Genomic DNA, 13,440 nt, shown 5'->3' on the forward strand with positions numbered 1-13,440 from the left:
GTACCCATTTGGGTTTAAACTACACACGGGAAAAAACATGATAAAAACAAAATTCACTCCACTGGCACTCCTTGTGGCCGCAGCAACTGCCCCTGTGCAGGCTCAGGTCATCATGTCAGAGTACATTGAAGGCAGCTCAAACAACAAAGCAGTTGAGCTTTTCAATACCTCAGAAAACGCAATCTCTCTTGATGGTTACACACTGAGTTATTATTCAAATGGTGGTACCGATCCATCTAACACTATTGAGCTAAGCGGCGAAATCGCTGCTGGCGGTACCTATGTGATTGCTAACAGCAGTGCCGTCGACACTGTGCTCAATGCTGCCCAGCTTACTATCGGCGGCAGCTGGTACAATGGCGACGATGCAATTGTACTGCGCAATGGCGATACTGTTGTGGACAGCTTTGGCCAGGTTGGCTTTGACCCGGGCAGCAAATGGGAAAACAACGGCGTTGCAACCCAAGACAAGACACTGCGCCGCAATATCGAAGTAACAACAGGCCGAACAGCATTTGATGCCGAGTTTGATCCTAGCGCCGAGTGGGTACAGTTCGAAAAAGACGATTTCAGTGGCCTGGGTAGCCATAGTGGCGACACTGGCGGTGGTGACGGCGATGATGATAAGCCGGAGCCGTTGGTATGTGGCGACGCAAGTACAAAAATTAATGAAATTCAGGGCAACACAGATGAAAGCCCGCTAAAAGATCAAGTTGTGACGATTGAAGCCGTTGTAACTGCTGATCTTCAAGAAGATAACCAACTTAAAGGCTTCTTTGTCCAGTCACTAGCCGCGGATATGGACGAAGACAGCATGACCTCAGAAGGTCTGTTTGTATACTACAAAGATGTCGATGTTAAAGTAGGCGATCAGGTTCGCGTACAAGGTACCGTTCAGGAATTCTACAACGCAACGCAATTAGGCAATGTCACTCAGCTTGAAGTGTGTGGCAGCGCCGATGTTCAGGCACAGATGCTGACTCTGCCTGTGAAAGAAGTAAGCGACCTGGAAGCGGTTGAAGGCATGCTGGTTAGCCTGTCTCAGGACATGGTCGTTGCGGATACTTACAACCTGGGTCGTTACGGTGAAGTTGGCCTGGCAACAGAACGCCTTTACCAGGGCACACAGGTGGCAATGCCTGGCGATGCAGCCAACGCATTAGAAGCTGAAAATACTAAGAAATTCCTACTGATGGACGACGGCTCTACGGTTCAGAATCCAGAAGTGATCCCTTATCCAAGCACGGGTCTGGATGCCTACAAAACAATCCGCCTGGGTGACACTGTCACTAATCTGGAAGGGGTTATTGCCTATAGTTTTGGCAAGTACCGCCTAAATCCAACAAAAGCGCCTACTTTCAACAACACCAATGCGCGTACAGAAGCACCTGAGCTCAAAGGCGAAGGCGATCTGCGTATTGCCAGCTTCAATGTACTGAATTATTTCAATGGTGACGGTCAAGGTGGTGGCTTCCCAACCCCTCGCGGTGCAGACACAGCTGAAGAACTGGTACGTCAGGAAGCGAAGCTGGTATCTGCAATTACGGCACTGGACGCAGACGTAATAGGTCTGATGGAACTGGAAAACGACGGTTTCGGTGAGCACAGCGCAGTAGCAGACCTTGTGAAGGCCATTAATGCTGAATCTGAGTATACCTATGCCTATGTCGATTTTAACGCCTCTCAGATTGGCTCAGACGACATTACAACTGGTATTATCTATCGTACAGACACAGTTGAAGAAGCGGGCAAAGCCAGTTTCACAACTGCTGCACCATTTGACTACAGTAACCGTCCGCCAACAGCACAGAGCTTCCGTAAGTTAGACAACAACGAAGAATTCACGGTTGCGGTTGCACACCTTAAGTCTAAAGGGTGTGGTAGTGCAGAAGGTGACAATGCAGATCAGGGCGACGGTCAGGGCTGTTGGAACGCTATCCGTACCGAAGGCGCCAATGCTTTTGCAGACTGGCTTGCCACCAACCCTACCGGTAACGACGATGCCGATGTAATCCTGGTTGGTGACATGAATGCGTACGCAATGGAAGATCCAATGCGCGCGTTCGAAGACAAAGGCCTGAGCAACGTCATTACGCATGTGGATAGCAATACTCTGGGCTATTCTTACAACTACTCTGGTCGTCTGGGCAGTCTGGATCATGCCGTTGCTTCTCAATCGTTACTGAGCAAAGTTACCGATGCAACAGATTGGCACATCAATGCCGATGAGCCGCGTATGCTGGATTACAACACGGAATACCGTACAGATGCACAAATTGCAGAGCTGTATGCCGACCACGCTTACCGCGCATCAGATCACGACCCAGTGATCATCGAAGTGAAAACCGTTGCAGGCGAACCACCTGTTGATCCTCGCCCGGTCATTGCTGAAGGTCAGCGCTTCACTGTCGATGAGAATACCCCGTTACAAACGGTTATTGGCATGCTGGACTTCTCTGATGCAGACTCAGCAGTTACTCCTGTAGAGCGCTTTATTGTCACTGGCACCAATGTCATCACCGTAAACGCGTCAGGACAGCTGCTTGTCGCAGGTGAGCTAGACTACGAGTACGATAATCGTATCGAATTCATGGTTCAGGCACAGGACAGTGCTGGTAACCTGTCAGAGCAGGTTGAAGTGGTTGTCAATGTCAGAGATGTCAAACGAGGCGATGACAACGACGACGATGATGATTCAGGTAGCTTCGGCTGGCTGGCACTGTTTGCAGCGCCTCTGGCACTGCTACGTCGTCGCACCAAGTAACACGACTATGCGTCTAAGTAGACAGACTTAATCATCAGATTAAGTCTGTACTATACAAATAGAAAAAATGCGCCAGAAGGCGCATTTTTTGTTTGCTCTCAGTTTATACACTTAATCACCTTGTGTGGTGATTTGGTATGTTCAAGCTTTTACTTCATTGTTGCAAGTACCCGATATGGACACAGATAATAGCCGAGCAGCCCTTTGCAGCTCAACATCATCAATAGACCAATAGGGAAATGCCAATTTTCGGTTGTTACCCAGCACAACCTTGAAACAACGCAGCGGACCCAACTTTTGTCGCTCGAGTGATACTATTTCATCTGCGTGCACATACTGTGTTTTCATCCATGTACGATAACAAATTCCTGCTTTATCGATATGTACAAAGCGCTTATTGGTTAGTGTCATCAGTACGACCAATGCAACAACTAATAGCGCTAAAACCATCAATGACGACGCAAGCCCATTAAGGGCGACCAAAATCATCATCCCATAACACAGTGAAATACCACACAAAGTGGCTAACACGGCAAACCAGCTGATATCCAAATCTATGGTTCTCATGAGTACCTCCCAATTTTACTCAATTACAGGCAGAATCAACAGAATCTGAGTTCTAATGATAAAGTCGCAGAGTTCCTAAATCAAGTCCATTTGTGTGGTTTTTAGCAATAATTAACGGCTAATTTACGTGCAAGTTAAGCGGTGTGATTTTATTCATACTTTTAACTAAGTAAGGGGCGCTGTGTTTCAATGAGTAATAAAGGATAAGTTGGAATCAATGGACTCAACACGCCAGTTCTTGTCGTAACAGGCAATAAAAAAGGCCGCGGATGCGGCCTTTTTTCAAAAAACAATCACTAATTACTTAGCTGCTTTTTTCTCTTTCTCAGCTGCAATTACTGCGTCAGCAACGTTTGCCGGGCAAGGTGCATAGTGAGAGAATTCCATTGAGAACTGACCACGACCAGACGTGATAGTACGCAGGTGACCAATGTATCCGAACATTTCAGATAGTGGTACTTCACCCTTGATACGTACGCCAGTTGCGCCAGCTTCTTGGTCTTTGATCATACCACGACGACGGTTAAGGTCACCGATTACGTCACCTACGTTGTCTTCTGGTGTGAACACGTCAACCTTCATCACAGGCTCAAGAAGTTGAGGACCCGCTTTAGGGATTGACTGACGGAATGCGCCCTTCGCTGCGATTTCGAACGCGATTGCTGATGAGTCAACTGCGTGGAAACCACCGTCGAACAGCTCAACTTCAACGTCTAGTACTGGGAAGCCAGCCAGAACACCTTCGTCCATCATCATCTTGAAGCCTTTCTCAACCGCTGGCCAGAATTCCTTAGGAACGTTACCACCAACAACTGAAGATGAGAAAGTGTAGCCAGAGTTAGGCTCACCAGGCTTGATGCGGTAGTCGATCTTACCGAACTGACCAGAACCACCAGACTGCTTCTTGTGCGTGTAGCTGTCTTCGATTTCCTGTGTGATAGTTTCACGGTAAGCAACCTGAGGCTGACCAACGATTAGGTCTACACCGTAAGTACGCTTAAGGATATCAACTTTGATGTCCAGGTGAAGCTCACCCATACCTTTCAGGATGGTTTCGCCTGAATCTTCATCAGTTTCAACCTGGAATGACGGATCTTCTGCAACCATCTTACCAATTGCGATACCCATCTTCTCGTTACCACCTTTATCTTTAGGTGCTACCGCGATAGAGATTACCGGATCAGGGAAGATCATCGCTTCAAGTGTACATTCGTTCTTAGGATCACACAGTGTGTGACCAGTTTGAACGTTCTTCATACCAACAACCGCGATGATGTCACCCGCTTGCGCTTCAGAAATCTCGTTACGGTCATCTGCCTGCATCTCAACCATACGGCCGATACGCTCTGTTTTACCAGTTGCAGAGTTAAGTACAGTGTCACCTTTTTTCATTCGACCAGAGTAGATACGGATAAAGGTCAGGGCGCCGAAACGGTCATCCATGATCTTAAACGCAAGCGCTTTAAGCGGCTCGTCAGCATCTACAGTTGCTACTTCACCAGTAGGCTCACCTGTTTCTGGATCAGTCAGAGGCTGAGGATCAACTTCTGTTGGTGCAGGCAGGTAATCAACAACTGCGTCTAGTACCAGCTGAACACCTTTGTTCTTGAACGCAGAACCACAATAAGTTGGGAAGAACGCCAGCTCACGAGTACCTTTACGGATACATGCTTTGATCTGCTCTACAGAAGGCATTTCACCTTCCATGTACGCTTCCATCAGGTCGTCGTCTTGCTCAACCGCAGTTTCGATCAGCATTTCATGGTATTCTTCAACTTTGTCAACCATGTCTGCTGGAACGTCTTGCACTTCGTAATTTTCTGGAAGACCAGTGTCATCCCATACGTATGCTTTCTTAGAAAGTACGTCTACAACACCACAGAACTCGTCTTCGATACCAATTGGCAGCGTCATAACAAGTGGGTTAGCAGCAAGTACATTTTCAACCTGACCTACTACGCGGTAGAAGTCTGCACCCATACGGTCAAGCTTGTTTACGAAGATAACACGTGCAACTTCTGATTCGTTCGCATAACGCCAGTTAGTTTCTGACTGAGGCTCAACACCGCCAGATCCACAGAATACACCGATACCACCGTCAAGTACTTTCAGTGAACGATATACTTCAACTGTGAAGTCAACGTGTCCAGGAGTATCGATAACGTTTAAACGGTGGCCTTTCCACTCACAAGTTACCGCTGCTGATTGGATTGTAATACCACGCTCAGCTTCCTGCTCCATGAAGTCAGTAGTAGACTCACCGTCATGTACTTCACCCGTTTTGTGGATTTTACCAGTAAGCTTTAGAATACGCTCAGTGGTGGTAGTTTTACCCGCATCAACGTGCGCGAAAATACCAATGTTTCTGTATTTCGATAAATCTGCCATTGTTTTACTCTATTTAAAGTAGAAAAATTATTCGGCGGGAGTATATCACCTCTTTAGGCGAACATCATCCTTCACGTCGTCTAAAATGCAATCAATTTGAGAAAAAAGTGGTTTATCGTGGAATGTATTTTGCTTATGGGGCTTTTGTATGCTCCCAAACACCGTCAGATAAAGGCTGCCCCTGTTTTAGTGGATAATAAAAGCCCCGCGAATGGCGTAAATAAGCGGCCATTTTCATGACTTAAATGACCTGCTTACTCTGCTTCTGCTTACCCAAATAAGGGGCTAAACGACTCAATACGGTTCAGGCAAAAACGCCTGCCTGCAAGTCATTTAAAACCAAATAAATAGCCCGAGAATAAGCCCCACACCTAATAATGGAACCAGCACCGTCAGTACCGCTAATGGCCAGTACGCATCCTGATGCTTCTCCCCGCAAATTGCCCGAACGGTCGTCACAACATACCCATTGTGTGGCAAGGTATCGAGCGCGCCAGAGCTGATAGCCACCACCCGATGCAGCTGATTTGCATCAACGCCCAAGTCTAGATAGTGCGGCGCAACTAAGGGCAACGCAATAGCCTGCCCGCCCGACGCCGATCCTGTCAGTGCCGCGATTACACTCACCGCAATCGCAGCACCCAGCAATCCATTGCCGGGAATGCTGGTCATCAGAGCAACGGCTTCATTAAACGCCGGCGTGCCTTTGGCAACAGCACCAAAACCCACTACCGCAGCAGTATTGCCGATTGCCACCAAAGCGCCAGTGGTGCCCAGATTGACCGCCTGAGATAAATTGCGAAAGTGCTTAAAATTAATCGCTAAAATAGTAAGTACCCCACCCAGCAGAGCAACGATCAGCGCGTTTTGTTGCAGTGCACCATGCAAGGTAAAGGACAATATAAGTACGACCAGTAAAGGCAATAAACCCGTGATTGGATGCGGCAAGCGCCTCTGAACCTGCTCGGGATCATCCTGGCGGGCCACAAAACACTCACCATTCGCCACAGCGCGACGGATCATCCAGCTCAGCAGCATATAACCTAATCCCGCCATAAAAATGGCTACCACCAGACTCTCCTGCCAGGCTGCATAGGGCGATGTACCCAGGTACTTAATGGGGATCCAGTTTTGGATTTCAGGTGAACCGGCTGAGGTCATCGTAAAGGTCACGGAACCAAATGCCAGTACGGCCGGGATAAAGCGCCGGGGCAGATTTGCATCTTTAAACAAACTCAAAGCCATGGGATAAACGGAAAAAGCCACGATAAACACACTGACCCCCCCATAAGTCAGTAGCGCACACGCCAGTACCACAGCAAGTACCGCGTATTTCATCCCGATTTTGCCTATCACGTAATGGGCAATGGCATCAGCCGCCCCGGTGTCTTCCATGAACTTGCCAAACAAAGAGCCCAGCAGAAACATCAAAAACCAGGCTTGCAAAAATCCGGCAAATCCGGCCATATAAAGAGACACAAAGGGTTGTCCCGAGGTGCCATTGAAAATGGCAATATCACTGGTCAGGGCCACAATCAATGCACACAAGGGCGCAGCGATAAATAAGTTGACCCCGCGCAGGGTAAGGCCAATCAGCAGTGCCAGCGCACCGATTAGACCAAGCAAGCTCAGCATAAATATCCTGTTTATTTTTTGTTATTTAAGGTTAGTTATACGGCAATTTAGCACTGGGATCGAGTATCCACCATGGAATATGTCTGACACACCTGTCGGCTGTAAAACAATCAATAAGGAGCCTAGTAATGTCTAAAGGTCACATTTTTCTTTCTACAATACTGATGCTTACAACAAGCGTTTTCGCTCAGGCGACCGAACGCGCAACCTGGCTGTGGAAAAAAGGCGGCGACCCGCTGGGCGCAAAGGCCATGGTCACCACTCAGTCAACTCAGCAAACACTGATTGATTTGTTGCAACAACAGGCGATATCTGACGTTTATGGATCCTACGGGCAATATACGCAGACGCATACTCAGGCTGTTGCGCAGTGGAACCAGACTCTGGCAGCGCAGGGGATTCAGTCACACTATTTGATGGCACAAAACACCTGGGTTTTTCCGAACAACCATAGCAAGATGCTGAGTAAGTTGCAGACCCGTTTTATCGACTATCAGCACCATGCTGCACCAGATGCCGAATTTACGGCGCTTCACCTGGATATAGAACCCCATGCCCTCAGTGAATGGAAGCAAGGCACAGCCCTGTCACGTCAGGCTTTATTATGGCAACTCATTGATACATTTAAAGCAATCAGAGCGCAGCTGGATAATCAAGGGATGGCGCAGTTAAAGCTGTACGCCGATATTCCCACCTGGTATGACAGCTCAACCAACATTGATTGGCCAGATCAGGGCGCCGCCTTTTTTGCGGTGCTGAGTGAGGTGTTAGATGGTATTTCAATTATGGCCTACGAGCGGGATAACAGCGCTTCTATATTAAATGCGACCGTTACTGAGCGAGCACTGGCCTCACCCACATTTTCGGTGAGACTGGGGTCGATGTTAGTGAAACCTGGCAAAACCCAGCGCATTTAAACCGGGTCATTAGCGAGCTGGAAGCTGAGCAACAACACATCGATATTCACGACGCCACGGATTACTATTACTGGCTGCAGGCACATTAGTTACCGCTTTGATATTAACCTGATGGTCGCATCTCAGTATTACACACAATGCGATGTTTTGCTCTGTGCCCGTCGCCCGCTATCGTTATAGTTCATCCACACGATACACTCACACAAAACACAAATGAGAATTATTTTCAAAAATTAATTGACAGGCACACAAATCTAACTGATAATCAATCGCAACAAAGTGACATGACGGTTCATTTTGTTACTCTAATTGTTTCTCGACCCTGAAACGCGTGTTGCGCACGATAACAGCACTGGTTGTTACTGAGTTACATTGACGCCCCTTGGTGTAAATCAACAACCGCCTTATATTTTACTTGCTACATTGCTCATATCGGTGACGGTAGATATGAACTCAAAAAGCCCTCCTCAGGGCTTTTTTCATTTCCGGGCTAAAAACAGACTAGGTTTCCACTAACACATCACAAAGAACACTGCCACGAAAGGTAGTACGGCGACGAGCTAAGCTTAATTTGGAAACACCAAACTAAATGAGAATTATTTTCAAAAAATAATTGACAGGCACAAAGATCTAATTGATAATCAATCTCAACAAAGCGGGATTGACGGCTCACTTTGTTGCAGTACGTATTTTGTTTCTCGACCCTGAAACACGTGATGCACACGTTAACTGCACAGGTTGCAGGTGAATAACATTAACGCCCCTTAATGTGGTTCACAGGCAACCAACTCACTATTTTACTTGCTACATTGCTCATATCGGTGACGGTAGATATGAACACAAAAAAAGCCCAGTACAGGGCTTTTTTTATGCCTGAAATTTACCATCCAGACATCTCAAAGATACAAATGAGAATTAATTTCAAATAGACATTGACAACCACAAAGATCTAACTGATAATCATTATCAACAAAGCGAGATTGACGGCTCACTTTGTTATAGTACTTAATTTGTTTCTCGACTCAGAAGTACGTGTTGCTTACGCACAAAGCTCTGGTTGCAGGTGAAAAGTATTAACGCCCCTTGATGCGGCTCACTGGCAACCAACTCACTATTTTACTTGCTACATTGCTCATATCGGTGACGGTAGATATGAAATCAAAAAGCCCTGCCCCGGGCTTTTTTTATGCCTGATTTTTAAGCCTAACAATACTTAACGGCGGTTTTTGCGCGCACGGGCACGACGCTGGCGTTTTTCTTCCTCTTTGGCCGCTTTCTTTGCTTCAGCCGCTAAACGCAGTTGTGCCACCATTTCTTCTTCCTCATCGCGCATTTGCGGTGTTTCCATGGTGATGCGACCTATGATGGCATCGCGCAGTTCGTTGATTAGGATCTCCGACATTTTGTGTGTATCCACCTGATTGCCGCCACGAATACACCCCCGCTTTCGCCCGGCCATTTCAATAAAGGTCCAGTCGCACTCAGGCAACTCATCAATTTTATACCGAGCCTGTAAAAGCTGTGGATATGCCTGCAGCAAATATTCGGCAGTGTAACTGGCCACTTCTTCATAGTTGATTGCCGTATCACGAATGGCACCGGTTGCAGCCAGACGATAGCCCGAGTTTTCATTTTCAACTTTTGGCCATAACATACCCGGTGTATCGTACAGCATAATGCCGTCTTCGAGCTTAATGCGCTGCTGGGCTTTCGTCACTGCTGGTTCATTGCCCGTTTTCGCGACGATACGCCCTGCCAGAATATTGATCAGTGTCGATTTGCCGACATTGGGAATACCCATGATCATCGCCTTGAGCTGCTTATCCTGGCCAACTTTATGCGGCGCCAGCTTTTTACATAACGCGTTAATACGCTGAACGTCATTACCTTTGTCATGGCCAAATGCCAGGGTTTTCACCCCATCTTCACGTTCAAAATAGTCCATCCAGGCCTGTGTCAGCTCGGGATCGGCCAGATCGGCTTTGTTCAGGATTTTGATGACCGGCTTGTCGCCACGCAGCTGTGCGACCATAGGGTTTTCACTGCTATAAGGAATGCGGGCGTCCAGTACCTCAATAATCACATCCATCTGCGGCATGATCTCTTTGATCTCATTGCGCGCCTTGTTCATATGTCCGGGGAACCACTGGATACCTGTTCTGCTCATCGTTTTATACCTTATTAAATCTGCTTGTGTCTGGTTCAATGGCTCGAAAAACACACGATTTAGTTTGCCCAGCCGCACGACACATGAATAACGCATAGTGTACTATAAACCGCGATATTGGGGATAGAATAAGCAGCCACACATCTCTGGCAGTAAGGAGTATATATTTTGAACGGTAACTGGGACAGTGCAGCGGTAAAAAGTGTTTTTTACACTGGCCTGCTGCTCTTGCTGGGTATGGCGACCCTGCTGGTTGATGATTTACCCAGCCCAATGGAAATGGTGGGTTTGTTTACCGGTTTCGCTTTATTATCCGCATTTTACCTTACTTTCTCTTTGCTCGGCTGGCTCGTCATCGGTTTGCCGGTTCACTGGCTGTGCAGCCGCTATACTCAGGGTCACCTTGTTTACTACGCGTTCTTACCAGGGACTTTTTTACTTCTTACTCTTCTCTACAACGGGCCATGGCTATTGCCTGGCTGCGCGTTTGCTCAGGCCTGTCTGTTCCATTTCCACCTGAATAGTCGCTAGCGGACATCCACATCACTTTCCCCGTACAAACCGGGCATTTACCGATATAATGGCATTTTTGCTTAACTGGACAGGCAATGGCACTCAAATCAACAATTTTAAAGGCCAATCTCTCGCTCAGCGATATGGACCGTCATGTATATCAGGACATCAGTGTTACCTTGGCACAACACCCATCGGAAAACGCCCAGCGTGTGATGGTGCGGCTGCTGGCGTTTGCGCTGGAGTATCAAGACGGACTCAGTTTCAGTAAGGGCCTATGTGTCGAAGATGAGCCGGATATCTGGCTGAAAAACTACAGTGATGAAATTGAACTGTGGCTTAGTGTGGGTTTACCCGAAGAAAAGTGGCTTAAAAAAGCCAGCAATCGGGCTAAACAAGTGGTACTTTATACCTATGGTGAGAACAATCAAGGCCCATGGTGGCAAAAAAACCAGAACACACTGCGCCAGTACACGAACCTTAAGGTCATCAGCTTGCCTTACAGCGCCACCAGCGTAATGGCTGAGATGCTAACTCGCACAATGGCCTTGACAGTCACGGTACAGGACGGTGAAATCTGGTTCAGTGATGAACAACACAGTGTGCATCTGATCCCAGAAACATTGCAGGGATAATCTCACCCGGATGCACAAGAGGTAAGCACAATGGCAGTAACCAGAGTCGTCGTTTTACATGGATTGTATATGTCAGGATTTGTCATGCGCCCGCTGTGCGAGCGGCTGGAAAAGCTCGGCTTCGAGATCCTAAACCTCAGCTATAACACGCTGACGCCAGACAAACAGACTATCTTTGCGCAGATAGATGCCTTTGTGGCGGGCCATGATGCTGCGCTAGTTTGCCACTCAATGGGTGGACTGGTTGCCCGAGATTATCTCACCCACCAGTCTGAGGCCAGCCAGGCTATCAGCAAAGTCATCACGCTGGGCACCCCGCACAAAGGCAGCTATATCGCCAAGCATATGCATGACCATGGTTTTGATATGGTACTCAGAAACAGTGTGGAATACTTACTCAGCCAGCAACATAATTGGCCATTTAAAGCCAAGTTATATAGTATCGCCGGAGATCTGCCAATTGGCCTGATGCCGCTGCTGAAAAAAGGCAGTCGCTCAGATGGCACAGTGTTGCTGGATGAAACTAAACTACAAGGCATGGCCGAGCACAAAATCTTTCGCCTCAGCCACACCACCTTAATTTACTCTCGTACCGTGCTCAACTACATCGTTGAGATACTACAGCGGTCTCAGTGATCGCCATTTGCTGCTATTTTATAGGCCACCAATGCGATGATCCCAACAATCAGGGGGATCGGCGCAGCGATATAACCGAATGCGTCTGAATTCGCGTAACTTGCACCTGCCAGGTGGCCGACCAGACCAACTACAAACGTCAGTAGTGCAATAACAACCACAGCAATTTCGGATTTATGTTGAGAAGGGGTTTTACCTTGCATGATACGCTCCTTGGGTGTGGCACCTGCATACTGTGCTCTGACACGCCTAAATAAAAACCTAAGAAAGTGGCTCAGATGTGCGCCTCAGAGAACCTATTGTCAATCCACACCCTTTGCCTGTTAAAGCCATTATGCGCGCCTGATTCGGAGAAATTTTGACCTAAATCAAATTGCTATAGCGGTGGAAAAGCAACCTATTTTCGGCTTGAGATAGATCAATTTAGTGGTTGTTGTTACGGCCTCGAGCATCAAAGTGGCAAACTTTAAGCATCATTAAGTGCAGATTAAGCCGCTGTTGTATAAGCTTTTGTCCAACAGTGTGGCGCAGTCAGTACGGTGCTGTCTTCAATAATGTTGATGCCTGCAATCGACTTTTCCCATTTGGCATCTGCCGCCTTTTTAGTCACACTAAGAATCACTCAGACGCAACGGGTTTGCGTCTTCTTTTTTAACCGCAATACAGGAGTAAACTATGAGCAACAGCATTGGATTAGACAGCCAGAAGAGTCAGGCGTTAGTAAGCAACCTCAATACCCTGTTAAGTAGTTATCAGATCCAATACATGAATGCCCGCAGTGTTCACTGGAACATCAAAGGCCGAAATTTCTTTGAGCTGCACGTCAAGTTTGAAGAGATTTACAATCAACTTTTACTGCAGGTTGATGAAATCGCGGAACGTATTCTGACCATAGAGGGCACGCCGCTGCATGCTTTCAGTGATTACCTTGAACACAGCCAGATCAACGAGGCTAAAGGGATCAGTGATGGCCAGGAAGCAGTGAAGTACCTACTGAGCGGGTTTACCACCCTGATAAAAATGCAGCGCGGTATATTGCAGCAAGCTGGCGATGCAAGCGATGAGGGTACTGCAGCAATGATGAGCGACTATATCAAAGAACAAGAGAAACTGGTGTGGATGTTGAAAGCTTATTTAGCCTAACAGGCTCAAACAGTGCAAAATGGAGAGGCTGAGCCTCTCCATTTACTGTGTCATTGATTTGTCGACGCACTGATT

Annotated in this window: 11 protein-coding genes; 6 read left to right on the top strand and 5 right to left on the bottom strand. The window is 47.4% G+C overall.

The genetic code is table 11. The features are described from left to right. Nucleotides 1-37: 37 nt before the first annotated feature. Nucleotides 38-2,764 carry an ExeM/NucH family extracellular endonuclease gene (locus ELR70_RS24025; RefSeq protein WP_054016091.1) on the top strand — a complete coding sequence of 909 codons (2,727 nt, stop codon included), beginning with the start codon at nucleotides 38-40 and terminating at the stop codon, nucleotides 2,762-2,764. 141 nt (nucleotides 2,765-2,905) lie between these two features. Here the strand turns inward: ELR70_RS24025 and ELR70_RS24030 are convergent, their stop codons facing one another. The 3 genes from ELR70_RS24030 to ELR70_RS24040 all read right to left on the bottom strand — a co-directional run bounded on the left by ELR70_RS24030 (nucleotide 2,906) and on the right by ELR70_RS24040 (nucleotide 7,354). Then, nucleotides 2,906-3,331, bottom strand: coding sequence for a hypothetical protein (locus ELR70_RS24030; RefSeq protein WP_054016092.1), 426 nt, complete (start codon nucleotides 3,329-3,331; stop codon nucleotides 2,906-2,908). 300 nt (nucleotides 3,332-3,631) lie between these two features. Continuing rightward, on the bottom strand, nucleotides 3,632-5,719 hold the full coding sequence (fusA, locus tag ELR70_RS24035; RefSeq protein WP_054016093.1) for an elongation factor G: 2,088 nt from the start codon (nucleotides 5,717-5,719) through the stop codon (nucleotides 3,632-3,634). Nucleotides 5,720-6,052: 333 nt separating this feature from the next. Next, nucleotides 6,053-7,354 carry a GntP family permease gene (locus ELR70_RS24040; protein ID WP_054016094.1) on the bottom strand — a complete coding sequence of 434 codons (1,302 nt, stop codon included), beginning with the start codon at nucleotides 7,352-7,354 and terminating at the stop codon, nucleotides 6,053-6,055. Nucleotides 7,355-7,482: 128 nt separating this feature from the next. On the opposite strand from ELR70_RS24040, the gene ELR70_RS24045 reads away from it, so the two are divergent. After that, nucleotides 7,483-8,271, top strand: a complete 789-nt coding sequence (locus ELR70_RS24045) for a hypothetical protein (RefSeq protein WP_128064744.1) — start codon at nucleotides 7,483-7,485, stop codon at nucleotides 8,269-8,271. A gap of 1,213 nt (nucleotides 8,272-9,484) precedes the next feature. On the opposite strand, the gene ylqF is transcribed toward ELR70_RS24045, so the two are convergent. Beyond that, entirely contained in the window at nucleotides 9,485-10,438 is a 954-nt protein-coding gene (ylqF, locus tag ELR70_RS24050) for a ribosome biogenesis GTPase YlqF (RefSeq protein ID WP_054016096.1), read from the bottom strand. 168 nt (nucleotides 10,439-10,606) lie between these two features. Between ylqF and ELR70_RS24055 the strand changes: the two genes are divergently transcribed. The 3 genes from ELR70_RS24055 to ELR70_RS24065 all read left to right on the top strand — a co-directional run bounded on the left by ELR70_RS24055 (nucleotide 10,607) and on the right by ELR70_RS24065 (nucleotide 12,222). Beyond that, complete coding sequence (locus ELR70_RS24055) at nucleotides 10,607-10,969, top strand: hypothetical protein (protein ID WP_054016097.1); 363 nt, start codon at nucleotides 10,607-10,609, stop codon at nucleotides 10,967-10,969. A 77-nt stretch (nucleotides 10,970-11,046) separates the two neighbouring features. Next, nucleotides 11,047-11,586 (top strand): YaeQ family protein, encoded by a 540-nt coding sequence (locus tag ELR70_RS24060; RefSeq protein WP_054016098.1) that lies wholly within the window; start codon nucleotides 11,047-11,049, stop codon nucleotides 11,584-11,586. A gap of 30 nt (nucleotides 11,587-11,616) precedes the next feature. Further along, nucleotides 11,617-12,222, top strand: a complete 606-nt coding sequence (locus ELR70_RS24065) for an alpha/beta hydrolase (RefSeq protein ID WP_054016099.1) — start codon at nucleotides 11,617-11,619, stop codon at nucleotides 12,220-12,222. Here the strand turns inward: ELR70_RS24065 and ELR70_RS24070 are convergent. Then, entirely contained in the window at nucleotides 12,216-12,425 is a 210-nt protein-coding gene (locus ELR70_RS24070; protein ID WP_010384994.1) for a hypothetical protein, read from the bottom strand. The genes ELR70_RS24065 and ELR70_RS24070 overlap by 7 nt on opposite strands. A gap of 472 nt (nucleotides 12,426-12,897) precedes the next feature. Between ELR70_RS24070 and ELR70_RS24075 the strand changes: the two genes are divergently transcribed. Beyond that, entirely contained in the window at nucleotides 12,898-13,365 is a 468-nt protein-coding gene (locus ELR70_RS24075) for a Dps family protein (protein ID WP_054016100.1), read from the top strand. The last annotated feature ends 75 nt before the right edge of the window (nucleotides 13,366-13,440 follow it).

The sequence above is a fragment of the Pseudoalteromonas sp. R3 genome (assembly GCF_004014715.1).
GTDB lineage: Bacteria > Pseudomonadota > Gammaproteobacteria > Enterobacterales > Alteromonadaceae > Pseudoalteromonas.